The sequence below is a fragment of the Rheinheimera sp. F8 genome (genome assembly GCF_001518915.1).
Genome location: NZ_CP013656.1, coordinates 329,355 through 355,861 on the forward strand (window position 1 = coordinate 329,355; position 26,507 = coordinate 355,861).

The 26,507-nt window shown below is 54.3% G+C and carries 20 protein-coding genes; 17 read left to right on the top strand and 3 right to left on the bottom strand.

What is annotated here, in order from left to right:
- The first annotated feature begins 177 nt into the window (after positions 1 to 177).
- The 10 genes from ATY27_RS01560 to iadA all read left to right on the top strand — a co-directional run bounded on the left by ATY27_RS01560 (position 178) and on the right by iadA (position 17,807).
- On the top strand, positions 178 to 2,730 hold the full coding sequence (locus ATY27_RS01560) for an exo 1,3/1,4-beta-D-glucan glucohydrolase (protein ID WP_208932412.1): 2,553 nt from the start codon (positions 178 to 180) through the stop codon (positions 2,728 to 2,730).
- A 365-nt stretch (positions 2,731 to 3,095) separates the two neighbouring features.
- Complete coding sequence (locus ATY27_RS01565; RefSeq protein WP_208932413.1) at positions 3,096 to 5,567, top strand: catalase; 2,472 nt, start codon at positions 3,096 to 3,098, stop codon at positions 5,565 to 5,567.
- A complete protein-coding gene (locus tag ATY27_RS01570; protein WP_208932414.1) occupies positions 5,564 to 6,184 on the top strand; it encodes a hypothetical protein in 621 nt (206 codons plus the stop codon). Before ATY27_RS01565 ends, ATY27_RS01570 begins: the two co-directional genes overlap by 4 nt.
- A 142-nt stretch (positions 6,185 to 6,326) precedes the next feature.
- Positions 6,327 to 7,289, top strand: a complete 963-nt coding sequence (locus ATY27_RS01575; RefSeq protein ID WP_208932415.1) for a hypothetical protein — start codon at positions 6,327 to 6,329, stop codon at positions 7,287 to 7,289.
- A gap of 650 nt (positions 7,290 to 7,939) precedes the next feature.
- Complete coding sequence (locus ATY27_RS01580) at positions 7,940 to 8,911, top strand: hypothetical protein (RefSeq protein ID WP_208932416.1); 972 nt, start codon at positions 7,940 to 7,942, stop codon at positions 8,909 to 8,911.
- 294 nt (positions 8,912 to 9,205) lie between these two features.
- Positions 9,206 to 10,111, top strand: a complete 906-nt coding sequence (locus tag ATY27_RS01585) for a helix-turn-helix transcriptional regulator (RefSeq protein WP_208932417.1) — start codon at positions 9,206 to 9,208, stop codon at positions 10,109 to 10,111.
- A 218-nt stretch (positions 10,112 to 10,329) separates the two neighbouring features.
- A complete protein-coding gene (locus tag ATY27_RS01590) occupies positions 10,330 to 13,305 on the top strand; it encodes a TonB-dependent receptor (RefSeq protein ID WP_208932419.1) in 2,976 nt (991 codons plus the stop codon).
- A gap of 61 nt (positions 13,306 to 13,366) precedes the next feature.
- Positions 13,367 to 15,151: a cyanophycinase gene (locus tag ATY27_RS01595; protein WP_208932421.1), complete on the top strand. Its 1,785-nt coding sequence runs from the start codon at positions 13,367 to 13,369 to the stop codon at positions 15,149 to 15,151.
- 4 nt (positions 15,152 to 15,155) lie between these two features.
- Entirely contained in the window at positions 15,156 to 16,619 is a 1,464-nt protein-coding gene (yfcC, locus tag ATY27_RS01600) for a putative basic amino acid antiporter YfcC (RefSeq protein ID WP_244151388.1), read from the top strand.
- 12 nt (positions 16,620 to 16,631) lie between these two features.
- The gene (gene iadA / locus ATY27_RS01605) at positions 16,632 to 17,807 is read left to right on the top strand and encodes a beta-aspartyl-peptidase (protein WP_208932423.1); all 1,176 of its coding nucleotides are present in this window, start codon (positions 16,632 to 16,634) and stop codon (positions 17,805 to 17,807) included.
- Between the two features lie 66 nt (positions 17,808 to 17,873).
- Here iadA and ATY27_RS01610 read toward each other — a convergent pair whose 3' ends face one another.
- Together ATY27_RS01610 and norR are read right to left on the bottom strand one after the other, a co-directional pair.
- Positions 17,874 to 18,812: a chemotaxis protein CheV gene (locus ATY27_RS01610; protein WP_208932424.1), complete on the bottom strand. Its 939-nt coding sequence runs from the start codon at positions 18,810 to 18,812 to the stop codon at positions 17,874 to 17,876.
- A 127-nt stretch (positions 18,813 to 18,939) separates the two neighbouring features.
- Positions 18,940 to 20,514: a nitric oxide reductase transcriptional regulator NorR gene (gene norR, locus ATY27_RS01615; protein WP_208932426.1), complete on the bottom strand. Its 1,575-nt coding sequence runs from the start codon at positions 20,512 to 20,514 to the stop codon at positions 18,940 to 18,942.
- Positions 20,515 to 20,699: 185 nt separating this feature from the next.
- Here norR and ATY27_RS01620 point away from each other — a divergent pair, with 185 nt between their 5' ends.
- The 7 genes from ATY27_RS01620 (at position 20,700) to ATY27_RS01650 (ending at position 25,931) form a co-directional block, all read left to right on the top strand.
- On the top strand, positions 20,700 to 20,951 hold the full coding sequence (locus ATY27_RS01620; RefSeq protein ID WP_208932428.1) for a hypothetical protein: 252 nt from the start codon (positions 20,700 to 20,702) through the stop codon (positions 20,949 to 20,951).
- A gap of 1 nt (position 20,952) precedes the next feature.
- Positions 20,953 to 22,173 (top strand): NnrS family protein, encoded by a 1,221-nt coding sequence (locus ATY27_RS01625; RefSeq protein WP_208932430.1) that lies wholly within the window; start codon positions 20,953 to 20,955, stop codon positions 22,171 to 22,173.
- A 26-nt stretch (positions 22,174 to 22,199) separates the two neighbouring features.
- Positions 22,200 to 23,399 carry an NO-inducible flavohemoprotein gene (hmpA, locus tag ATY27_RS01630; RefSeq protein WP_208932432.1) on the top strand — a complete coding sequence of 400 codons (1,200 nt, stop codon included), beginning with the start codon at positions 22,200 to 22,202 and terminating at the stop codon, positions 23,397 to 23,399.
- Positions 23,400 to 23,862: 463 nt separating this feature from the next.
- Positions 23,863 to 24,456, top strand: a complete 594-nt coding sequence (locus ATY27_RS01635) for an AraC family transcriptional regulator (RefSeq protein ID WP_208932434.1) — start codon at positions 23,863 to 23,865, stop codon at positions 24,454 to 24,456.
- On the top strand, positions 24,443 to 25,114 hold the full coding sequence (locus tag ATY27_RS01640) for a hypothetical protein (protein WP_208932436.1): 672 nt from the start codon (positions 24,443 to 24,445) through the stop codon (positions 25,112 to 25,114). The genes ATY27_RS01635 and ATY27_RS01640 overlap by 14 nt, the downstream gene beginning before the upstream one ends.
- Positions 25,115 to 25,127: 13 nt before the next feature.
- On the top strand, positions 25,128 to 25,679 hold the full coding sequence (locus ATY27_RS01645; RefSeq protein ID WP_208932438.1) for a hypothetical protein: 552 nt from the start codon (positions 25,128 to 25,130) through the stop codon (positions 25,677 to 25,679).
- Positions 25,680 to 25,691: 12 nt separating this feature from the next.
- Positions 25,692 to 25,931 (top strand): hypothetical protein, encoded by a 240-nt coding sequence (locus ATY27_RS01650; RefSeq protein ID WP_208932439.1) that lies wholly within the window; start codon positions 25,692 to 25,694, stop codon positions 25,929 to 25,931.
- 106 nt (positions 25,932 to 26,037) lie between these two features.
- On the opposite strand, the gene ATY27_RS01655 is transcribed toward ATY27_RS01650, so the two are convergent.
- Positions 26,038 to 26,481, bottom strand: a complete 444-nt coding sequence (locus ATY27_RS01655) for a hypothetical protein (RefSeq protein WP_208932440.1) — start codon at positions 26,479 to 26,481, stop codon at positions 26,038 to 26,040.
- Positions 26,482 to 26,507 lie beyond the last annotated feature (26 nt).

A 26,507-nucleotide genomic window follows, 5' to 3' on the forward strand; every position in this document is an offset into this window, starting at 1 on the left:
CAAAACACGCCAATTGCCGAGGGCTTGAGCCAAAGCCCGGCGGAAATAGCACTTGGCCCCCGACAAAAACGATGCTATATCTGTAAGCGCTTCCAATTATTCATTTACCGGCCTTTTTAGCAGTACTGCCCGCGGCAGCCTGCCTCTGCGCCGCCTATTGCACGGGGATCTGATTTTATGTTGCCAGCTTTATTCCAACTCACCGCACTGCCCTCGCGCCGCCGGATTGCTCCTGTGGCGCTGGCGGTGACTCTGGCCTTGACCGCAGGCAGCACCGCAGCGAATGCAGGCAGTGCAGGCACAACAGATCGGGATATTCAACGCTGGCCAGCTTTGACGTCTGCAGTGCCTGTGGACACAAAACTGGAACAACGGCTGGAGAAAATTCTGGCAGGCATGACGCTGGAGCAAAAAATTGCCCAGATGATCCAGCCGGAGATCCGCGATATCACCGTCGAAGACATGCGTAAATATGGTTTTGGTTCTTATTTGAATGGCGGCGGCGCTTTCCCCGACAACAATAAACACGCCACACCGGCCGACTGGATTAAACTGGCAGATGCGTTGTATCAGGCGTCCATTGATGCCAGTCAGGACGGCAGCTCTATTCCGACCATGTGGGGCACAGACGCCCTGCATGGCCACAACAATGTCATTGGCGCAACCATTTTCCCGCACAATATCGGGTTGGGTGCTGCGCGTGAGCCCAAACTGATTGAGCAAATCGCCCGCGCAACGGCGGTTGAAGTGCGCGCCACCGGCATCGACTGGATCTTTGCGCCGACCGTGGCTGTCCCTCAGGATGATCGCTGGGGCCGCACTTATGAAGGTTATGCCGAAGAGCCGACGCTGGTGCGGGATTATGCCGCTGCTATAGTGCGGGGCCTGCAGGGGGAACCCGGCCGTGACTTTATGACCGACCATCATGTGATCAGTACCGTCAAACATTTCCTTGGTGATGGCGGCACTGAAGGCGGCGTCGATCAGGGCGACAATATCGCCAGCGAACAACAGCTCATCGATATCCATGCCCAGGGTTATGTTGGTGGCCTGCAGGCCGGCGCGCAAACAGTGATGGCATCGTTTAACAGCTGGCATGGTGAGAAAAACCACGGCAGTCCGTATTTATTAACCCAAGTGCTTAAAGAGCGTTTTGGTTTTGACGGCCTGGTGGTCGGCGACTGGAATGGCCACGGCCAGATCCCTGGGTGCAGTAATGAAAACTGCGCCAAAGCGGCCAATGCCGGTCTTGATATTTATATGGTGCCGACCAGTGCCTGGAAACCGCTGTATCACAATCTGCTGGCGCAGGTGAAAAGTGGCGAGATTGCGCAAAGCCGGATTGACGATGCGGTGCGGCGTATCCTGCGTGTCAAATTACGCGCCGGTTTGTTTGACCGGCCAGGTCCGGCCAAACGCGCCTTATCCGGTAAAACTGAATTAATTGGTGCTGCCCCGCACCGCGCTGTGGCGCGTGATGCTGTACGTAAATCACTGGTATTACTGAAAAATAATCAATCATTACTGCCGTTGTCACCGAAAGCGAAGATCCTGCTGGCAGGCCCTGGCGCCGATGATATCGGTTTACAAAGCGGTGGCTGGACCATCAGCTGGCAAGGTACCGGCAATGTGAATACTGATTTCCCGGGCGGCAGCTCGATTTATCAGGGCTTTGCTGCACAGGTGAAAGCGGCCGGTGGCCAGGTCATGCTGTCAAAAGACGGCAGCTTCCAGCAAAAACCCGATGTCGCTGTGGTGGTGTTTGGTGAAGAACCTTATGCCGAAGGCAACGGTGACATCGACAACTTTGAGTTCCAGCGTGGCAATAAAACTGCGTTAGCGTTGTTAAAATCACTGAAACAACAAGGGATCCCGGTCGTCAGTGTGTTCCTGAGTGGTCGGCCGCTGTGGGTCAATCCAGAATTGAATCAGTCCGACGCTTTTGTTGCCGCCTGGTTACCGGGTAGCGAAGGCGCCGGCATCGCCGACGTCTTACTGAAAACCGCCGACGGCAAAGTGCAATATAACTTCCAGGGCAAGCTGAGCTACAGCTGGCCACAACATCCGACTCAGTTCAAAGTCAATTCGGGCGATGGCCAAACGCCGTTATTACCTTATGGTTTTGGCTTAAGTTATGCCAGCAAAGACAGCGGCCCGCTCAGCAAACCGCTGTCGGAACAAGCCGCTGGCGGCAACGGCAGCCAGGCGCCATTGCCGTTATTTGAACGCGCCGCCAAAGCACCGTGGCAATTCTGGCTCAGCAGCGGCAGCCAGATGGCAGCAGTGACCGCCAATGTACAGACGCTTGGCGACCTGAGCTTCAAATCTATCGACCGCCGTGTACAGGAAGATGGCCGTGAAATCAGCTTTGGTGGCAAAGCTGACAACGCAGTGGCGCTGGCCAGTAACTTCCCACGCGATTTACGGGGTTATCGTGAAAGCAAAGCGGTACTGGAACTGCAAATCAATCCGCTGCAGGCCGTGCAGGCACTGAGCCTCGGCCTCGGTTGTGGTGAACAATGTGGCGGCACTGTGGATCTGACGCCACTACTGAAAGGCAAAACCGGTTGGCAGACACTAAGTATTGACCTCGCCTGCTTTAAGGGCACTGACTTTGGCAAAGTGCAGCAAAGTTTTGTGTTAAGCAGTAAATCGACCAACAAAGTTCAGCTATCGGATATCCGCCTGGTGCCGGGTTTGGCTGATAAAGCCAGTTTGTCCTGTCAGTAAACATCCGCCAACATTGCTGAAACAACAGCGGCCCCGGCCGCTGTTTTTATTAACAGAATATAAAGCACGCTGCATCAGACAGCCCGTCAGGCAAATCTGCCAGCATAACATCTGTTGAACACCACTCAACCAGCCAACGCAACATCGCGAAGCGCTATGCATTGCGCCCGCCTTGTCACTGGCTATTTGTCTGCGGCCACACTCCCAATGCCAATGCCAATGCGGACAACTTCAACAGAGCCCGCACCACAGCAAGTTCGATAACGAACAGACTATACCAGCCACAGCTTACAGAATCGGTCACGGCGACTGGTGTGCGCGGTATGCCTAAAGTCCAATTTCCCCTACTTTACCGGAGCACCACGATGGCAATGCACAAACAGCCGGCTGAACCGACAACAGCCAAAAACCAGCCTCCTGGCGATCTCAGCGCAGCATCTCCGATTGAAAATGATGGGGTACTGACAACAAATGACATCGTGGCACAACAAGCCAAAGCCAGCGACCGGCTGGCCAGTGCCATTGTTTACAACAGCAACAAGTCCCTTGGCTATGGTGATGACCAGAGCGTCACAGCAGCCCCCGGCATCACAGCAGAAACTGATGCTGCGGTGCTGACCGCCAGCACTGCAACAGAACATAGCGGAACGACAAAAACCGGCAGCGCTGCGCGATCTGGTATCAATGCCATGACAACAGCGATGAACCGGGTTCGGGTCGATGGCAGCGATCAGCCTTTGATAACCAACCAGGGCGTACGCATCAGTGACAATCAGCACAGCTTAACTGCAGGTGTGCGGGGCCCAACCTTACTGGAAGACTTTGTACTGCGGGAAAAACTCACGCATTTTGACCATGAACGTATCCCGGAGCGGATATTACATGCCCGTGGTTCTGGCGCTCACGGTTACTTTGAAGCGTATGAAGGCCTGACCAAATACACCCGGGCGGCCCCTTTCGCCGAGCCGGGCAAAATCACGCCGGTGTTCGTGCGTTTTTCCACGGTCGCTGGTGAACGGGGCTCAAAAGATACTGCGCGCGACGCCCGTGGCTTTGCCGTCAAATTCTATACCGACGAAGGCAACTGGGATCTGGTCGGCAATAACATACCGGTGTTTTTTATCCAGGATGCGATGAAATTTCCGGACCTGGTGCATGCCGTCAAACCGGAACCTCACCATGGCATGCCGCAGGCGGCGTCGGCGCATGATACCTTCTGGGATTTTGTGTCGCTGATGCCAGAATCGACCCACATGCTGATGTGGCTGATGTCCGATCGCGGTATTCCCCGCAGCTACCGGATGATGCAGGGTTTTGGCGTGCATACATTTCGCCTGGTCAATGACCTGGGCCAATCCGTATTTTGCAAGTTTCACTGGAAACCCCTGCAAGGGACCCATTCGCTGGTTTGGGATGAAGCGGTACAAATATCCGGCGCCGATCCGGATTTTCACCGGCGCGATCTGTGGGAGGCGATTGAATCAGGTGAATTTCCGCAATGGGAACTGGGGTTGCAGATTTTTACTGAAGCACAAGCTGAAGCCTTCAGCTTTGATGTGCTGGATGCGACCAAGCTGATCCCGGAAGAATTGATTCCCCTGCTGCCTGCGGGACGTTTGACGCTCAATCGCAATCCGGACAACTTCTTCGCCGAAACCGAACAGGTCGCGTTTTGTACTGCTCATATCATTCCCGGCATCGATTTCTCCAATGATCCTTTGCTGGCTGGCCGGATCCACTCCTATGTCGATACCCAAATCAGCCGGCTTGGTGGCGCTAATTTTCACGAGATCCCGGTGAATGCGCCGTTAACTTCAGTCCAGAACAACCAACGGGATGGCATGCATCGCCAGGCGATCCACCGTGGCCGGGTCGCATACGAGCCGAACTCACTGGCGGGCGGTTGTCCATTTCAGACCGGCACAGGCCACAGCAGTGCCAATGGCTTCAGCTCCTTTCCACAGAGCATTCACGCTGACAAAGTCCGCGGCAAACCAGAGAAATTTGCTGAACATTATCTGCAGGCCACCCTGTTCTTTGATAGTCAGACCCCGGAGGAGCAGGCGCATATTGCCGCCGCATTCCGGTTTGAACTCAGCAAAGTGGCAGTTCCGGCCATCCGGTTACGGATGTTGTCTTCGCTGGTCAATGTGTCAACTGCACTGGCGGCAGACATTGCCGCCGGGCTGGGCATGGCAGTGCCTGCAGCAATGCCCCGGGCCATTACACAACTGCAGTCTGGCGAAGTGTCGGCTTCGCCAGCCTTGTCACTGTTGGCGCTGCCCGGCGAATGCGGCATCCGTACCCGGCAAATCGCCGTGCTGACAGACAACGGTGTACACCATGCGTCGTTAATCGGCCTGCATAGTGCGCTGACAGATGCCGGTGCCGTGCTGCATTTTATCGGGCCGCACATCGGTGTTTTTGCCGGCTGTCCGGCCGGCGCAGTCGAGGCCAACAAATCGCTGGAAAATGCCCCATCCGTATTGTTTGACGCTTTGGTATTACCGGATGGCAGCGCTGCCGTGCAGGCGTTGGCTGACAATCGGCACACCCGGACATTTATCTGTGAGCTGTACCGCCATGGCAAACCCATCCTGGCGCTCGGCAGCGGACGAGAGCTGCTGGCACTCGCCGGCATTGCTGCGGCTACGGACCAAAGCAATGGGATCCTGCTGGCAGAAAGTACAGGAGCCGCTGGGATCGCACCGGCATTTATCGCGGCGATAGCAGCACATCGCTATCCCGGACGCGCCAGCGCCCTGCCCTCATGCAGCGCGACTGTCGGCGCGCTGTCAGACCGGAAATCACCGACCAACTCAAGGAGCTCGCGATGAAAAAACAGACCTATAGCACAAAGCAATTACATGAATTGTTGTACCAGGCACTGGAGACAGAGCGCGGCGGCATAAAAATTTACCAGGCCGCGTTGTCAGCTGTACTCAATGAAGATTTAAAAGGCGAATGGGAAGAATACCTGGAGCAAACCACTACCCATGAGCAGATCCTGCTGGCGTTGTTCGCGGAATTAAAACTGGATCCGGAACAGATGACACCGGGCCGTGAAGTAGTGGCCCACATTGGTCAGTCGCTGCTCGGCGCGATGGAATTGGCCAAAACCCGCGGCAATGCCGCAACCGCACAGCTGGTGGCTGGTGAATGTGTGGTGCTGGCGGAAACCAAGGACCTGCAAAACTGGGAACTGATAGGTCACCTGGCCACACACGGTCAGGGGGCAGAAACTGCGGTACTACTGGCTGCTTTTGAATTAGTAGAACAGGAAGAAGAGCATCACCTCCTGCACACCCGGGGATTTGTCCGTGAGTTATGGATTGAATCGCTGGGCTTACCGGCAGTCCTGCCGCCGCCGGAAGAGGTCAGGAAAGTCGAAACTGCCATTGGTGCCGCCCGGGCCGAGCAACAACGGGATGACATGCTGAAATCCGGACACTGATTCTAATTTTTTAACCCAGACCCAAAACGACGTGGCCCCCGGCAGACGATTTTCCCTGCCGGACCATCAGTGCGCTGGCGAACCGACCTGTGCTGCGGATACGCCTAAGCTTGTTTTTACCAACTTTATATCGGAGAACGTGATGTCGGAAATTCACTTAGAGCAGGATCAGATTGGAGCACACAGCATCTCAACAGGTATGACAGCTATAGCGCGCAGCAGTAGTGCAGTATCCTGGAATGCTATATTCGCCGGCGCCGCCGCGGCCGCCGCATTGTCACTGTTTTTAGTGATCCTCGGCACCGGGCTGGGTTTCACTGTCGTGTCGCCGTGGAACCGGGAGGGGATCAGCGCCAGTACGCTTGGTTTTACCGCGATCGCCTGGCTAAGCTTTACCCAATTGGCTGCATCCGGTATGGGCGGGTATCTGACCGGACGCCTGCGCACCAGATGGCTGAAAGTACACTCGGATGAAGTGTACTTTCGCGACACCGCACATGGCTTTCTGACCTGGGCTGTCGCTTCATTACTGACAGCGGCGCTGTTAACGTCTGTGCTCGGTTCGGTCGGAAATGGCATCCGTGCAGGCGCGGCAGTCATTGGCGAAACAGGATCGGCAACAAAGTCGGTGGCAGCCACCAATGCCCGCAACACCGCATTGATGTTAACCGGCGGTGCTGCTGGCACAGACGAAAAAAACGGAATCACCGGCTCCATCGGGTACTTTGTTGATTCGATGTTCCGTGCCGACAATACAGGTGTAGCCGGTGCCCCACAATCGGAGATCCCCGCAGGCGAAGTCACGCGGATCTTCGGCCGGGCTCTGTTGAACGAAAACCTGCCGCAAGCGGACGTGCGCTACATCGGTCAATTGATCACGCAGCGCACGCAGCTCAGTCAGCAGGATGCAGAACAACGTGTATCGATGGTCTTCTCTGATGCACTGGCATCAGTGCAAAAGGCGCAAGCCATCGCGCTTGAAACCGTTGACGAAGCACGCAAAGCATCCGCATACGGCGCACTCTGGATGGCAGCCACGCTGTTGATTGGAGCATTTGTCGCAAGTCTGATGGCTGTTTTCGGTGGACGTCAGCGCGACTTATGAAGCAACCGGTTTAATCTAAGGAGATTGTGATGCGTTCGATACTACTGTTTGTACTGGGGATCCCGATCCCAATCATCATCCTGGTCGCACTGCTTTTTTAGCTTGCACCTGTGTCTTTACCAATATGCAGAGCATTATCCGGTAAAGTGCAATCAACAGGATCGTGGAAACGGCAAAGGTGTGTACCTTTGCCGTTTTTTGTCAGAGTCAGTGAAGAATCCGCTGGCAACATGTAACTCCTGGCAAGTTGGCTGCAGTGCATGTCTTTAAATCCCGCGAAGACAAAAATCAGTTGCTGTATTTACGCTGTTGAGTGACGAAACAGCTGTAACGACGACCAAATTACCCATTGGCAGATTCAGCGACAAAGCTGATATCCAACCGCTGCGCAAAACCAACCTGTCATGACAAAGTCACACTCCCGTAGCTGTTGTGGCAATTGGTCGGAATAAACTGCTTTACGATGGCAGAATTTGCTTAAACGACTTCATCAATTACAAATATTTTATAAATTCATTACATATAAATATCAGACATCTGCTCACTACGACCTTCCTTTAAGCTGGCATTACTGAATATTTCGGCATCTGAATCGCTGTTATTCAGTTCAATTTGTAACTTGCCCCCTTAAAATTAAATGGAGTTTTTTCATGACTAACAGAACAGGTCGATTGAGCTATACAGCTGGTGTGGCGGGACTCGCGATGTTTTCGGCGCTGTCCACAGCAGCAACAAGCTCAGCATCCGGTATTCCGCAAACCCAATCATGCGTCAAAGTAAAAGCCTACATTGTTGATCCACTGAAAACTAAACCCAAAGAATATGAAATGTGGCCTGTGCTGATTTCCAATCGAGAATGTCATGTCCAAGGCATCACGACCAGAGACAGTTATCCGAAACAGATCTACAACGAGCTGCACAGTGTTGCGGCAGAGCAAACCAGTTATATCGTCGACAATTTTAGAGAAAGCATGACACAGGAATTCTACAATTTTCAGGCGAATGCCAATATGGACAAAATCGTCCGGCTCGACGCCCGATATAACGGCTCGATCCATTTGCTAATTGACGGCATAGTAGATAACGAAGGTTTTGTTCCGGTCACTTTTGACAACTTTGGCCTGGAAGCCAACGCGAAAATGACCGACTCGATTATTAATCTTTATGTGACCTTTCGCCTGGACGATATGAAGTTGTATGGCAAATACAATGTATTTACCAAACGGTTGTATGCACAACCGGGTCGGGAAAAGTTGAATCCGGTGGTCACAGTGGATGTAAAGTTGCCTTACATTCTGAAAGTACTGGATAAAATCACCCCAAAAATTATCAAAAAATTACAGGAAGAGGCACAGCGGCTGGTAACCCGTATTGTCGAGTCACTGGGATTTGACATGGCGGTAAAAGTGCCCGAAGCGGTACAGTACAACGCCAATTACCGGCCTGATGTGATAGTACCAATCCGCGCCCTTGAGAATAAAAATGTCGGAGACCGGATTTTTCTCGAAATGACATTGAGTCATGGTGGTGTCACTATTCGGGACAATCAGTCTGATATCCAGGTATTTCAGGCGCCATTTTGTATTGGCAAAGGGCTGTGTGACTCCAGAGAACGTGATTAACCGATTATTGTTCCAGCAGGACATCCCACGCTGGTCTTGCCGACCAATTGGTCAGCTGACAGCAACCGGAGTTAAATACATTGGCAGGCAAATGCAGGCGGCCACATTGCCGCCTGTATTTGCCGCATCCGCTTCACATCGCCATTAAACCGACAGCTGCCATAGATATTGCCAGACGACAAATTCAAAACACTCATCTCAACCACGCCTTTTGGCTTATAGGCACAACGCAAAAAAAACGTTAAGGTAATGCTTCAATTGCGGCTCATTCACAGCAGTCGACAGGGAGGCACGGTGCGCGCAAAATCGGAAGTTTATCATCGGGGCTCGCTGGCGCTGATTTGGGATCAACGCATGCTGGAAGCACAGGTAACTTTGTGGCAACAGCTCGGCAAACCGGGCTTTTTTGCTGCCGTGCTGGATGTGCTTGAAGCTGTCTGTCCGGTTGATTCCAGTGGTTTGTTGGTGTTCTACCGCCAGCAAAAACCGTTAAGCCTGTTGCATCGTTTCCATCCGTTTGACCGCAGTTTGCACGCCGACATTTATTCCACCGGGCCATATGCGCTCGACCCACAATATCAGCTGTTTTTAAAAGGCTGTGCCAGTGGCACCTATTGGCTGGCGGATGTCGCGCCGGATGATTTTTACCAAAGCAGTTATTACACGGCGTTTTACAGCAAAATTGGCGTGGCAGATTCGATTGATGTGTTGTGGCGCATTGACGACAACACCGCTTTGAATTTTTTCATGCAACGTAATATCAACAGCAACACCTTTAGCCGTGCCGATGTGCAGGCGCTGAATATGGTGATGCCGGTTCTCGACGCCGCATTGCTGCGCCATCATCAGCTGGCCACGCCACTGCCGCTGGCCAATAGTGCCGACCAAACCCATTTACAGGTTGAAGCGACACTGAGTAATTTTGCCAGCTCTTTGCTGACGCCGCGCGAGCGCGACGTGTTGTGGTACCTGCTGCGCGGTTATTCCTCTGCACTGACTGCGGAGAAACTGCAGACCTCTGACGGCACCGTCAAAATCCACCGTAAGAACATTTACCGCAAACTGGAGATTGGCTCACAAGCCGAATTATTCTCGTTATTTATCAACTGTATTCCGTTTGCCCGCCCAGGGCTGCCGGAAGATCCGCTGCACATTTACCAGCAGGCACAAGAGCCCAGTCAGCCGATTGCGGCACTGTGACCGCCGCATTACAGCGACTGTCTATTCCTTAAGCAATAGGAAAGCTCAGTTACCGCCTGACTCCGGCCTATGTTCTATCCCTAAGTGGATATTTCTGATCCCCATATTGACCACTAATATCAGGCTTGGTTTGCCCCGTACCAGACGTTTTGCGCCGTCCGGGCGGTTAGATCAATAAATATCAGGCAAGCACAGACAGGCACAACGCTGGAGATCCTATGCAACGCAACAGTTTGAACATTCTCAAAAAAACCGCGCTGGCCTCGCTGGTCGCACTGGCGCTGGCCCCTGCCGCTCAGGCAGATTTGTCCGTCGGCTCGATTTTTGGTCAGGCGACCAAAGGCAGCACTGTCACGGTGCAGAATCTGGATACCGGGCTGAAACGGCAAATCCAGGTCGACCAAAACGGTCGTTTCCAATTTAGTCAGTTACCCGGCGGCCGCTATAAAGTGGAAAACGCCGGTATCGCCCGTGAAGTCACAGTGTCGCTTGGCACCGGCACGCCGGTCAGTTTCGCTGAAGGTGATATTGAACGCATTGCCGTACAAGGCCGCGCCATCAACCCGATTGACACGTCTTCTGTTGAATCCAGTACCGTATTTAGCGCCGAACAGCTGGAAATGTTGCCGGTCGGCCGTGATATTTCTGACGTGGCTTTGTTAGCGCCTGGTACAGTGCGCGGCGACAGTGGCTTTGGCAATCTGGCCTCATTCGGTGGCGCTTCAGTTGCGGAAAACGGCTATTACATCAACGGCTTTGACGTCACCAACGCCCGCACTTTTTTGTCTTACGGCAAAGTGCCGTTTGATGCCATCGGTGAACAGCAGATCAAAACCGGTGGTTATGGCGCTGAATATGGCCGCGCTTTGGGCGGTGTCATCAACATCGTCACCAAACGCGGCAGCAATGACTGGGAATTTACCAGCTCTGTGGTCTGGGACCCGGCCAGTCTCGCCGGTCATGGCAAAAATGTCGTCAGCAAAGTGCCGGGCATAGCGCCGGGTGAAAACAGCTATTATTCGGCTTATCGCTCAGATGACGAAGAAGACAAGCTGGTGTATAGCGTCGGCGGTGGCGGCGCTATTATTCAGGATAAATTGTTTATCTACGGTCTGGTTGAAGGTAAAAAACACAGCACTGACTATTTTGAATCCGATAACAGCACAGCAACCGACAACAACAGCCCGAATGCTTTACTGAAACTGGACTGGTATATCACCGACAGCCATATTTTTGAGCTGACCGGTATCCGCAACGTCAATAAAACTGATTACACCTTATACCGCAATCCGGAAAAACAATTTTATACCGGCCAGCATGGCAATTTACGCACGCAATATCAGGAACGCGACGGCGGCAATATCCTCATCGGTAAATACACCGGCCAGCTGACTGACAATTTTAACTTAGGTGTGATGTACGGCTATCTGAAAACCGACGCTGCTTATGTGACACCTGACCCGCTGCCAGGCAACGAGTGTCCGCTGGTTGACATCTATGATCAGGATAACGACGCTGAGATTAACGTCGGCTGCTGGAACGAAATTGATGTACGCGTAGCCGGTTTTGGCCCCAATACAGACGAGCGCAAAGCGCTGCGCATCGACGGCGAATGGACGTTAGACGCGCACACCATCAGGTTTGGTTATGACAGCGAGACTTTCACTTCTGACCGCGCCGGTGCCGAATACTCCGGTGGTGTGTTCTACCGGCGCTACACCCCGCTGCCATTCGCGGACCGCTGGAACGGTGTTAACGTGGCACCAGACGCCCATGTGGTGCGCAAGCGCACCCGCAGCTCGCCTTCAGGCAGTTATGAAGTGAAAAATGACGCGATTTACCTTGAAGACAGTTTTCATGTCACTGATGACCTGATGCTGTACGCCGGGTTACGCAATGAATCTTTTGACAACCTGAACAGCGACGGTGTGTCTTTTGTCGATGCTAAAGATATGCTGGCGCCGCGTTTAGGCTTCGCCTGGGATGTCAATTCAGACAGCAGCGCCAAAGTTTTTGCCAATGCCGGCCGTTATTTTATTCCAATCGCCGCCAATACCAACGTTCGGGCGTCGAACTGGCGATATGTCACCACCGAATATTATCTGTATGACGGCACTGTCGATCCGGTGACACAGGCGCCACGCCAGCTCGGGCAAAAACTCGGCGATACGCTGACCAGCGGCCGCAACACTTCGCCGGATCCGGCCACGGTTGCTTCTGCTGACTTAGAACCGATGTTGCAGGACGAACTGATTGTCGGGTATCAGCGCGAGTTGTTTGACGGCTGGACCGGCGGAGTCAAAGCCATCGCCCGGGAAGTGAAAAACGGCGTTGACGATTATTGCGGCCGTCAGGCCTTTATCGACTTCGCCGCCGATCAGGGTTATGACGATTTTGACGCCGACACCCTGGCCACCTGCATTATCGTCAACCCGGGCCGCGACCTGCAGATGGATATGGATGTTGCCGGCGACGGTGAACTGAAACGCGTCACAGTCTCCAACGACTATCTGCAGCTGGAAGAATACAAACGCACCTATAAAGCGCTGGAATTTTTCTTTGAACGCGGCCGCAGTGATGGTTGGTATTTGCAGGGCAGCTACACGCTGGCGTACAGCAAAGGCAATGCCGAAGGACTGGTCAACAGCTTCCTTGAAGCAGAATCACCCGGCCTGACCAACGACTTCGACCACAAAATGTTTGTTGATGGTACCAACGGCTATCTGTCAAACGACCGCCGCCACAGCTTCAAGGTGTTTGGCGGTTATGAACTGACCGACGAACTGGAAGTCTCGGCCAATCTGGCGGTGCAATCCGGTCGGCCCGTCAGCTGTTTTGGTTACCCGGCCTTTGATGTCGACGACCCGGAATATGAAGTGTTTGAACGGTATGCCGCTTCGACCCTGTATTGCCGCAATGAAGCCGGTGAGCAAACACTGACGCAACGCGGACAGTACGGCCGTACACCTTGGACTTACACGCTGGACGCCGGTCTGACCTATCAACCGGTGAAAGTTCCAGGGCTGCGTTTGCAAATGCAGGTGTATAACCTGCTGAATAGTCAGCAAGTCACCGAGTACGACGAACAAGGCGATGTGTCGCTCGAGGATACAGGACGTAACCCGAACTTCCTGCATGACTTGAACTATCAGACGCCCAGATCGGTGCGCCTGACCGCCCGTTATTCGTTTTAACAAGCACCAGCTGCCGCATTTTGTTGCCTTCGCGGCGGCTGGTCTTTTTTCCGGAGTTCTCATGTTAGTTCCTTTGAAGCGGCACGCTTTGGCGTTGCCGGCGCTGTCACTTTTGCTGCTCGCCACATTTCAGGCAGCCGCTGCGGCGCAGGCTTTGCCCGGCAAAGAGTTATGGTTATTTGGCGGCGGCGAGCGCATTTGTTCCAGCGTCGAACCTGAATATTGCGAAGTGTCGCAGCAGCAGGCAGCACAGCAGTTTTTTGCCGGGCAGCAGGCGCAAACCAGCAAGACCTTTCGTTGCGACAAAAACAGCCTGCAGCTGCTGCAACAACTGCCGCACTGGCCGGTTGATGCAGCGCCACAGGCCCGGCGTCTTCAGGTGCTGCAGGCACTGAGCGCGAAGCAGAATCAAATCCTCAGTGCCGCGGAGTTGGAGCAGCTCGCAGATCAGCTCAAACTGAACGGCGATGAACAAAGTGCGATTGAAGACAGCTGCGAGATCCGGCCGCAACGCCCAGACGGCAGCACCGCCCGGATGGCGGTGTATTGGCCCGGCACTTATGCCGTCACGCAGGATTTGTTCCAGGGCTTTATCGCCTCGGCGCGCGAACGCCGCCAGCTGCGTCAGCCGCAAACACCGGTGACGCAGAAGCCCCGGCTGCTGCTGATCACTGCGTCCTCTTACAACCCCTATGAATGGGTCGATTATTATCAGCAACTGTTTCAGGCCGCAGGCGCCGATGTCGACTGGCTGCCGCTGGAACCAGCATTGAGTCAGCAAGCACAGCCCTGGGATTGCAACGCGATTGAAGCAGGCCGGTTAAAACATTCCGGTCAACTGCGCCGCGCTGAACGTTACCCGGAACTGGCCGCACAACAACAAAAATTGTGCCGCGATCCCAAAGCAATGGCCGCTTTAGTGGAACAGGCCGATGTGGTGTTTATCAATGGCGGCGATCAATCGCTGACGTTACGCGCCCTGACCGGCCCTGACGGCAAGTGGCTGGCGCTGACTGAACGGCTGCTACAGCGCGTTCGTTTTGAAGCAGTGCCGCTCGGCGGTTCCAGCGCCGGCAATGCGGTGCAATCTGGCCGGCCGCTTGCGGATATCGCGATGATTAGCGGTGGTCGCAGTAGCCATGCGCTGCAATATGGCGCGCTGGCACATGATATCGACGCACCCTTGTGCCGATTGACCCAAAGCTGCGGCAAAGTGCTGGCAGACGAACAGCTGACCTACCGGCCACAAGGCGGTTTGCAGCTATTCAGCCTGGGGATTGCCGACACGCATTTTCGCGAACGCAACCGCGAAGGCCGTTTATTGCGCCTGGTGCAAGACGCCAAAGCGCCGGCAGGTTTTGGCGTTGATGAAGCCACAGTGCTGCGCGCCCGTTTTGCCCGGGATCAGGACGGCAATGGTCAGGAAGCCATGCTGGAAGTCCGTGGCAGTGGCGCGGTCTGGATCATTGACCGCACAGCCGCAAGGGGGGATTTAGCCCTGAATACAGGGTCCGCACACTTAGCGGGCCTGCGTGTCAGCCGCTTGTTACCGGGTGATACGCTGCATTGGCTGCCGGGCAGCAAAACATCTCACAGCGAGGGACCAGGCAGCGCGGGACAAAACAACGCAGTGCAGTATCAGGGCCAGTTAACTTGTGGCACGCCGCCGCGCCTGCCGGCCGCTCAGGTCGACGCAGATACCTATGCGCCGCTGGTGCAGCCAGGGTTTTCCGTACGTTGGCAACTTGGTCATGAGGGGCAAGTCGCGGCCTGTCAACGCAGTGACGGCCGCTGGCATTATGTCGCGCAGCCGCTTAGTCTGCAGTTGACTGCAACCAAAGGATAACCCGATGCAACCATCTTCCTCCTCATCAGCACCTGCCAGCCCAAGCCGCGGCTGGCAGATGCCCGATACGCTGCTCATCGTCGCTGGCGTGTTGCTGCTGGCGTTATTACTCACCGCCCTGCTCGCGCCGGGCCAATTTGCAACCCGGCTGGATGCCGAAACCGGCCGTCATCTGCTGCAGGCCGGCAGTTATCAGGCGGTGGGCGAAGCCTCGTTAGCCCCGCTGTTCACTGCCGGCGAGCAAACCGGCTTTTTCAGCGCCTTTTTTGACGGCATGACCTCTGGCAGCCGCTCCGGCTCCGCCATCGGCGTCGTGGTATTTATCCTGCTGGTCGGCGGCAGTTTTGGCATTGTGCTCAGAACCGGCGCTATCGACGAAATGCTGAAATGGCTGATCAACCGGCTACAACACAAAGCCCGGTTATTACTGCCGGTGATGGCGCTGTTTTTCTCGTTAGGCGGCGCCGTATTTGGCATGGGTGAAGAAGCCATGGCCTTTGCCGTGTTTTTGGTGCCGCTGGTCCGCTTACTGGGGTACGACGCTATCACGGGGGTGTTGCTGACCTACGGCGCCACTCAGGTGGGGTTTGCCACCTCCTGGATGAACCCGTTTTCAGTGGCCATTGCCCAGAGTATTGCCGGTTTACCGCCACTGTCCGGCGCCGGCTTCCGGATGGTGATGTGGCTGGTGTTCACGCTGATTTATATCATCTGGATGATGAGCCGCGCTGAGCGGCTGCGGAAACACCAGCAAGGCACAGCACAGGTACAACCTTTTGCGCTGGAGCAGAAGTTCGCCTGGCCGCATCTGCTGATTGTGCTGTGTTTTGCCGCCGGCATGGTCTGGCTGGTCTGGGGCGTGGTGACCCAAGGATATTACCTGCGCGAGATTGCCAGCCAGTTTCTGGTGATTGGTTGTGTTTCCGCTGTATTAGCCCGGCTGTTTTTGCCACAGCAAGGCCGCAGCAATGACTATGTCGACGCCTTTAAAACCGGCGCCGCCCAGCTGTTACCGGCCGCCATGGTGGTTGGTATCGCCCAAGGTATTTTGTTGCTGCTTGGCGGCACAGATCCGGCCAAACCTTCAGTCATCAACACCATTTTGCAGCACGCCGCCAGCACTATTGACGGCCACAGCTCGATGGTTGCGGCGCAAGGCATGCTGATATTTCAGAGTGCATTTAATTTTCTGGTCACCTCGGGATCAGGCCAGGCCGCGCTGACGATGCCACTGATGGCACCGTTATCGGATTTAGTCGGCGTTTCGCGCCAGACGGCGGTGCTGGCCTTTCAACTCGGTGATGGCCTGGCGCATTTATTTTATCCGACCTCCCCTGCGCTGATGGGGACGCTGGCCATTGCCGGCGTTGAATTCAGCCGCTGGCTCAAAGCGATGTGGTCGTTATGGTTATTGCTGACACTGATGAGTATCAGCGCCATGGCGGTAGCCGTCTGGATTGGTTTTTAACTGAGGGATCCTATGATCACCCTGATCCAACATGCAGAAGTTTTCAGTCCACAAGCCTTGGGCACACCAGCAGTGCTGGTCAGTGGCGGGCGTATCGCGAATATCGCTGCCAGCATTGATATTCACGGCGCAGCAGTACAGCAACTGGATGCCAGTGGCTGTTATCTGGTGCCTGGCCTGGTCGATTCGCTGGCCCATATCATTGGCGGTGGCGGCGAAGGCGGCTTTCGCACCCGTACACCAGAGTTAAATGCGGACGATGCATTCAAAAGTGGTGTCACCACCCTGGTCGGCGTGCTAGGCACTGACAGCATTACCCGCACGCTGACTAACCTGCTGGCCAAAGCCCATGCACTGACCGAAGAAGGTCTGAGCTGTTATTGCCATACCGGTTCTTATCAGATCCCGGTGCGCACCTTGTTTCCGAGCATCAGCGAGGATTTGCTGCTGATTGACAAGTTTATCGGTGTTGGTGAAGTGGCCATTGCCGATCACCGCAGTTCACAACCGACGCCGGACGAACTGAAAAAACTGGCCGCTGAAGCCCGCGTTGGCGGTATGTTGTCCGGCAAAGCCGGTATCGTCAGTGTACATGTCGGGCCTGCACCAGCCGGTGTGGCGTTGTTGCTGGACGTCGCGGCCAGCAGTGATATTCCGCTGACGCAGTTTTATCCGACCCATATGAATCGTAACCAGCAACTGCTGGAACAAGGTTTTGCCTTTTTAAACGCCGGCGGCTGGATCGATTTCACCACCAGCACCACAGTGCAGGAACTGGCAGCCGGTGAAGTGCAGTGCGCCAAGGCGTTGTTTCAGGCCTGGCAACAGGGGCTGGATTGCAGCCGGATCACTTTTTCGTCCGATGCCAATGCATCATTGCCGTTGTTTGACGATAAACATCAATTTATTGGTCTGGGCATCGGTCGGGTGGCGAGTTTATTGGAAGAAGTGGTGGCAGCCATCAGGCTTGGTGTGCCATTGCCGGTGGCGCTTAGCGTTGCCACCACGAACCCAGCCCGGGTGCTGAAATTGCCACAAAAAGGTGAGTTGACTGCAGGCAAAGATGCCGACTTAGTGTTGCTGGACAAAACCACGCTGGCAGTACGTGCCGTGATGTGTAAAGGCATCTGGCGCTATAGCGACGGCAGCCTGCCAGTGCAGGTACAACGCGACTCGTTGTTTATCTGAACCCAGGCCACGAAACAAAACAGCGCTCACCGGCGCTGTTTTGTTTTTTCAACGTAGGCTGATTGACTAAGCCTCTGGCGCCCGGTTTGACATCCATTTTTGTACTGCCGACACCAGCTCATCCGGGTGGAACTTGGCGATAAACTGATCGGCGCCAACTTTTTCAATCATCGCCTGGTTAAATACGCCGCTTAACGACGAATGCAACACGATGTGAATATTGCGCAGCCGCTCATCAGCTTTCACTTCCGCAGTGAGGGTGTAACCATCCATTTCCGGCATTTCAATATCCGAAATCAGCAGCGGCATTTTGTGCGAAATATCACCGCCAATCTCATCAGCGAGGTTTTTCAGCCAGTTCAGTGCCGAGCGGCCATCGTTGACGGTCTGGATCTCAACCCCAATCGCCGATAATGCCCGTTTCACCTGATTACGCGCCACCGCCGAATCGTCGGCCACCAGCACCACCAGATTTTTAAAATCAACGTCTTTGGATTTTTCTTTGACCGCTTCACTGACCGTCTCGTCGGCTGGTGAAATCTCGTTAAAAACTTTCTCAACATCAAGAATTTGCACGAGCTTTTTATCTACTTCGGTCACGGCTGTCACATAATGCGCTTTGCCCGCGCCTTGCGGCGCCGGATGGATTTGCTCCCAGCTGCTGCTGACGATCCGGTCCACACCGGCCACCAAAAAACCCTGGGTATTACGGTTATATTCGGTCACCAAAATATAAGCATTCGCCAGATCTGACACCGGCTGGCCGCCGGTCGCCTGACTCAGGTCAATCACTGTCACCGGCTCGCCGCGTAAATGGGCGATGCCACGGACATGGGAGTGCGCGCCAGGCAAGGCCGACAGCTCAGGACAAGTCAGTACTTCACGGACTTTAAACACGTTAATGCCAAATAACTGCGCGGAATTCAGCCGGAATAACAACAGCTCAAGCCGGTTTTTCCCGACCATATTGGTCTTTGAATCGATACTGGTTAATAAACTGCTCATGAGCCCTCCGCGCGGCTACGATCCTGATGCTGAACTGACAAAACTAATGATATATAACCTATTGCTAAACATAGCAAAGTTTTCCGGCGGATAATCTGACTTCGGACAAGGAATTTGTCATTTTCGCTCAGCCGGATTTGTTAGTCTGAATAACCCGCCCTGTGCTGATCCCAAGCCGTTTCGCCAGCCGCATCAAATTGGCCCGATCCAGTTGCAGGCGGCGTGCTGCTTCGGCCCAGTTACAGTTGGTCTGCGCCAGCATCTGTTGGATCAACTGGCGCTGAAATGCTTCAGTCGCCGTTTTTAAATCGGTCAACGGCTGCGATGCAACAATCTCATCCGAAGCTGAAATAACTGGCATTGCAGCCGATGTCAGCGCCAAATCCTCCGCCAGCATCGTCAGGATGCCATGACGCCCTTCCCGTCCTGAGGCTTTTAATGCCGCACGGCTGACTACATGCTCCAGTTCGCGCACATTGCCGGGCCAGGCCGCAGCCTGCAGTGCCTGCGCCGCGGCAGGTGCCAGTTTCAGCTGGCGTAAGCCCAGCTTACGCCGGGTCTGTTCGATAAAATAACCAGCCAATAACAGGATATCGTCCGGGCGCTGGCGCAGCGGTGGCACCGTCAACGGATACACCGACAGCCGGTGATACAAATCAGCGCGAAAACGGCCTTGTTGCACTTCCTGTTGCAGATCGCGGTTGGTGGCGGCGATGATCCGCACGTTGACCTGCTGTACCTGATCCTTGCCAACCGGCTGGATCTCGCCGCTTTGCAGCACCCGCAACAACTTGCTTTGAATACTCAGCGGCAACTCGCCAATTTCATCGAGGAAAATGGTGCCGCCATCTGCCAGTAAAAACTTGCCGGGTCTTTCGCGCTCTGCACCGGTAAAAGCACCACGGGCATGACCAAATAACTCTGCATCCGCCAGCGTTTCCGGTAAGGCCGCGCAGTTCAGATGCACCAGCGGTCCACGGTGTCTGGCCGACTTTTTGTGCACCGTGCGCGCCACCAGTTCTTTACCGACGCCACTTTCGCCCAGAATTAATACGGTGTAATCCGAGCCGGCAACCAGGTTGATATCCTGCTGCAGCGCCTGCATGGCGCCACTGTGGCCAATCAGTTCGCCGCCATCTTTGAGCAACGCTTCTTGCGTCAGCTCTTCCACCAGTTGCCGCGCCTGATGCGCATGCATTGATAGTTTAGCCAGCTCTAATGCTGTTTTTAATGTGGCGGCCGATAACGCGGCGATCAGGGCCAGCGTGCGGTCACTGATGCTTTGAAAAGCACCGGGCTGCATGCTGTCGATGGTGACTAAGCCCATCAACTGGCCATCGGAATACAGCGGCAGCCCCATACAGGAATGCACTGGCAACTCGCCGCTATGCGCCAGCAATAAACCATCATAAGGATCAGGCAGCGGACAATCCGCCGGAAAACGATACACGCCCTCGGCCCGGCACAGCGCAGCCAGCCGCGGATGTTCACTGAGCAAAAAGCGCCGGCCCAGCGTATCGGCGGCCAGTCCCTGGATCGCCAGCGGGATCAAAACCTGCTGTTGCAGCCGCAGCAACGCCACTGCATCACAGCGGATCGCTTTGCGGATACTACTCAGCAGCCGGTCAAAACGATCTTCAGTGTTAATACTGTTGGCCAGATCTAATGCCACTTCTAATAACAGATGATTGTCGGAGTTCATCAGTGAGCTCATGTTTTATGTCAAGACAAAATGACACCAAAGAGTCTATATGACAACTGAAAATAAGAGTCATAATGACAACAATCATACAGCAATATAGCACAAACCATTGATTTATATCACAAATAAATGTTGGCACATTAACTGTAATAACTCAGACAATATCAATCAGTTCTGAGGTGTTTATGTTGCTGGAATCAAGCTTAGCCCATCAGCCGGTCTACCTGTCGTTATTGCGCGCCGCCAATTGGGGCCTGCTACTGTCGGTCTGCCTGTTTATTGCGACAGTGCTGATTTGTTATCCGTTTGAACAGTTATTTTCCCTACCGCAACTTGTCGTCGGTCATGTGCTGCTGATCGCCAGTGCCACCCTGATTAAAATCTGCTACGTCTGCCGTTGTATCGCCTTATACGGCCTGGCACGGGAAGTGTGTTGAGATGCTGCGCCCTGACAACCTGCAACCAACCGCACCACAGTTGCCTTTACTGGCGATGCCATTTCGACCGGCTTTTTTACTGGCGGGGATCTGGGCTGTAGTTGCCATCAGCATCTGGCTGGCCCAGCTCAGCGGCGTTATCCGCGGCGCCGCCGCCCTGAGTGGCACTTTGTGGCATGTCCACGAAATGCTGTTTGGCTTTGGTGCTTTAGTTGCCATCGGCTTTTTACTCACTGCAGCGCAAAACTGGACGCAAGTCCCAGCGCTGAATCGCCGCTGGTTATTGGTCTGGAGTCTGCTGTGGCTGAGTGCCAGAGTACTGGCCTTCACCGATCCCCTTGCCAGCGCCGGACACAGCCTGCTGCTGCTCATGCTGGTGCAAAGCAGCTGGTGGCTGCTGAGTATTGGCGCGCTTAGCCGCCAGCTCTGGCGCGCCCGCAGCCGCCGCAACTATCAGTTTTTGCTGATGTTAACTGGCATGGCCCTGCTCAACCTGCTGTTTTTACAACAAAGTGCCGCAGGCCACTACCTGCAGGCGCTGCATCTCGGTCACAGCATGATCCTGCTGTTTGCTGTGCTGATGGGCGTGTTAGGCGGTCGTGTGATCCCGTTTTTCACCGCCAGAGCAACCAATACGCCACAACCGCAGACGCCACGGCTCGATCTGTTGCTCTTGGTCAGTGCAGTGGCCGGCGCGCTTGGGTTTATCAGCAGTATCTGGTGGTCTTGGCTGAATCCTGGCTGGCTGATGCTGCTGGTCGCCATGCTGCATTTACTACGCCTTGGTTACTGGTTTACGCCAAAGCTGTTGACGCAGCCGTTATTGTGGTCTTTGCATGTTGCCAATCTGGCGCTGGCCTGTGGCCTGGCGCTGATGGCCATCGCCCTATTGTCCACACCGGCAACGCTGCCGCACCCGACCCTATTTAAAGATGCACTGCATCTGGTTGGCATCAGTGCCATGGCCGGCATGATGCTGGCGATGATGGCGCGGGTCGCACTGGGCCATACCGGCAGACCGTTACAAGTCAGCCGTTTGCTGGCACTGGCTTTTGCAGCAGTGCTAATCAGTGGGTTGCTGCGCGCTGGTGCCGGACTTTTGCCACAACCACAACTGAGCTGGTACAGCAGTGCCGGCTTGTGGTTAGGCGCCTTTGCCATTTTCACCCGGGTCTATTGGCCCATCCTGACTTCACCCCGGCTGGATGGCCGGCCGGGCTGAGATCCCCCTGCTATGAAGAGGTAGTTATGTTAACTGAAGTACAGATCCGTCTGGTTAAAAGCACAGTGCCATTATTGGAAAGCGCCGGCGTCGCCGTGACTGAGTATTTTTACAATCGGATGTTCAATGCCCATCCGGAGCTGCTGGATATTTTTAACATGAGTAACCAACGCAGTGGCCGCCAGCAGTTCGCGCTGTTCAGTGCTGTAGCATCATATGCCAGGCATATCGATGATCTGGCGGCGTTACGCGAGGTGGTGGAACGGGTGGCTAATAAACATACCAGCCTGTTTATTCAACCGCAGCACTACGACATTGTCGGCCATCACTTGATCGCCACGCTGAAAGAACTGGCGCCTGATGCTTTTACCGCTGAAGTAGCGGACGCCTGGACCGCGGCTTATGCCTTGCTGGCAGGCATTCTGAGTGGCCGTGAACAGCAACTCTATACCGAAAAACGCAGCGCCACCGGAGGCTGGTATGGGCCAAAACCTTTTAAAGTTATCGCTAAAACCATGGAATCTGAGCTGGTCTGCAGCTTTGTCTTCGCGCCTGTGGACGGACAGCCAGTGCTGGATTATCTGCCTGGCCAGTATCTCGGCGTCAAAGTAAAGCCGCCACTGGCGACCAACATCGAGATCCGCCAGTATTCGCTGTCCGACCGGGCCAATGGCCAGACTTACCGTATCAGCGTCAAACACGAGACTTTGCCACAACCAGGTCTGGTATCGAATTATCTGCATGACGAGGTTCAGGTCGGTGACGTGCTGGAGTTGTTGCCACCGGCCGGCGATTTTTATCTGCAACCAGAGCCTGCACCGACGGTGCTGATCTCGGCAGGTGTTGGCCTGACCCCAATGCTGGCAATGCTGGAAACGTTGGTGACCAGCGGCCACAACACGCCAGTCTGGTTCTTGCACGCCTGTGAAAACCGTACTCAGCATTCGTTCGTCAGCCGGCTGCATAGCCTTGCCCAGCTGCAGGACAATCTGCAGCGGCATTATTGGTATCAGCAAGTGACGACGGACGATTTATCAACAGGTCTGGTCAGCGCGGGATTGATGGACCTCGTCGCACTGAAAGATCAGCTGCCGCGCCAACAAGGTCAGTTTTATCTGTGTGGTCCGGCCGCGTTTATGCAGTTTGCGAAAAATCAGTTGCTACAAATCGGCGTGTCTGCAGCCCAAATCCACTATGAAGTCTTTGGTCCGCACAGCGAGTTGTAACAGACACTGTCCTGCAGTGACATCGTCGCTGAAGGCAGGAATTAGCAACAGGCCGCTTTATTGCGGCCTTTGTTTTTAGCAGCTTAGAAAATATATCAAATTTTCATCACAAAGATATAAAGCGACACTCGATTCGAGTTGCCAACAATTGCACGGCAAAACTGCGGAAAACTTAATACTTTTTTGTTTAACGTTCCTTGCAATGAAACATATTTGTTGCAAAAGGCCGGTTAGTTCCGAAAAACCGACAAATACAAATATGTGACAAATTTATATCTTATTTTTGATTGTGAACCAATAAATTCATCAACAGAGGCTCCTATGTACAACGACGCTTTAATTCTGGTTTTCATTTCAAACAATCCACCAACAAAGATGCCGTGGTGGCATTCACTGACTACAGAATATCAATGTGTTTGCACCGACAGCATCGATTTTATTGAATTACACAATCCCAAAAAAAATGACAGTTTTTATTACCGAGGATGAAAGCCGCTTTATGCTGGTGCAACAAGTGCTGACGGCCAGCGCCCAGACGGCGGCCATCATTCATCTGCACAGTCACACATTTCGCTTAACGGGTCCGTTGGAACAGGCACCGGTTGAGCAACTGATGCAAGTCTGGCAAAAAACATTGACCGCATTTTCACCACAACAACAGAAAACCAGCCACAGCCTGCTGCACAGCGTTCAATCCGACAATCTGCCAGCGCTTTACCGCAAACCCAAAGCATTGGTCGAAAAAACCTGCCGTTATATTCAGCAGCATCTGGAACAACCGCTGACCCTGAGCTCGATCAGTAAGGCGATGAATACCAACCGCAACAGTCTGTCCAAAGCGTTTAAAACGGAACTGAATATGGGCGTATCGGCCTGGTTACGGCTGCAGCGCATGCAAAAAGCCCGTCAGTTATTGCTTGATACCAACTTAAGTATTCAGGAGATCTCCGCCCGGATGGGGTATCCGTTACAAGCCAATTTTTCCACCTCCTTTAAAAATCTGTTTAAACAAAGCCCGAAACAAATCCGTCAGGAGCTGCTTGATGAGCAGAAGTGATAGCTGCAATGGTCAGAACACGCCGCGACGTTGGAACAACTGGCCGGATCGCACCGTATTGCAACGCGGTAGTCTGTTGCTCTACCGACAGGACCACCCTGAGTTCGCTTGCTACGCGCCCGCTGATCGGCAGTCCTGCGGTCCACGTCTGCCGCGCAAGCTGATTGGCACGTATCTGGCTTCTGCTCTGACTTTTAGCGCGCAGTGTCGTGCGCCCGCCCGCGGAGGTTTTATGCAAACAGATCCGATCCTTTTCGTCCGACTACTCAGACAGTGCAATGCCACAGCCGACAGTGCCGAACAGCTGCTGCACTGGCTGAAGCAGGCCAGCTTATTGTGTTGTCAGAGCCATGGCCATGCCGTGTCCACGCCGTTGGTCCAAGGCTTAATTGCTGAGTTTGGGCCGATTTTGCAGACACTGGCTACTTTGGATGGAGATCCGGCGCACCAGGCGGCATGTCAGCAATTGTTCAGCCAGGTCTGTTTGTTTTACCGCGAGCTGAATAGTTACTGTGACCAAGCGCCGCAGCAACAATGGCGCCGAGCCGACGCAAACTGTGCCGCAAAGCACGGCCATGCCGAGACAGACACTGGCTCAGCCGGCCCCACAAAGTGCAGTGCATCGGATAGCGCGCAGAATTACAACCGATATGACTAAGGGAGCGATAAAAATGGACATGATCTCAACCGACACCCCTGATTTTCTGCAGCTGAATTCGCTGCTGCAGCAATGCCTGACCTTTGCGGCAGACAACACTTACCAGCAAAGACCCCTCAGCCCGACCAGACTGTCGGCGTTTGCCACACAGATGCAGCAATTGTTTGTGTTCAATGAGCGCTGGCAGTTAATGCCGGAGCAGACCGGTCTGCTGCAGGCGGAGCAGGTTTGTCACTTATATCTGGACACGCAAAATGCTCTGATCGATTTAATGTATAGCTGTCCGCAACCGGCGGATGCCGAGCACTGGTTTGATTATCAGCAGGAATTCCAGGCGCGCACACAACAAATCAACAACCTCAAAACGCTGTTCGACTGGCATCAGCAGTTATATCAGCAATTGCTGCAGCGCTTCCCGCAGCTTCAGTTGCCGGTGGCTAACCCAACGATTGACCCAAAAGCTGACTCTATTGTTCAGCAGACAGCTGGTGCCAGCGCAGCGCCAGAGTCGACAGGCGAAGGCATAGCACCGGGCCACTGCAGTTTGCCCGCACTGCAGCTGTAACAGGCATCACAGATGTCAGCTGATGAACAGGTTGCGGTGTTTGACCGCTTTGGCTGGTATTGGCAACCCGCCAGCTGGTTAAAACAGATGTCGCCGCAGGACGCTGTGACAGCAACCCGGCAAGCCATTGATTTGGCGGCGATATCTACAGCACTGCAGTCAGAGGCGGCACTACAGCAACAACGGGCTGCGGCAAAAAGCAGTGTGATGCAACATCTGCTGGACTCGCTGCAAAACAGTGCCAATGATTAGCCAGCCCGCAATGTCAGCAGAGCAATCACTAAAATGAGCAGGAAAAACAGGATCAAACCACGTCGCCGGTAACCTCTGGCGAAGTTCCGGCGACAGTAAGGAATGGTTACGAGCCGTCCGGCTTGGCCGGCGGCGACAAAAAATAGCTAAACACCTTACCGGCCAGCGGATTCGAACCTGAAGGCGGATTAGTTCCCGTCGCCGCTGACGAACTGCGGCTGGACATTGGGGCTGCACCACCAGGCGGTGGTGGTGGCGCTGCATCAGCTCTGCTGGCATAGGCTTTCACCGCCTGCGACTCCGCCTGATCCAGATTCAGCCGTGCCGATTTCACCACCTCACTATATTGCTGACCCAGCATTGGATTCTGCAGCCACTTGGCATACGCCACTCCCATGGCAACCATGTTCACGGTGTTTTGATTACGGTATGCATCTACTTCGTTTTGTGCCGCCAGCGCGATAGATTGGGCAATAGATGCGCCGGCGGCCTCTTCCGCCGTCAGACCCAGCTTCGAACTTGGCGGCGTTTGCTGTTTTTGATCAGTCATATGCGGTTCTCATTGGTTAGTGGCAG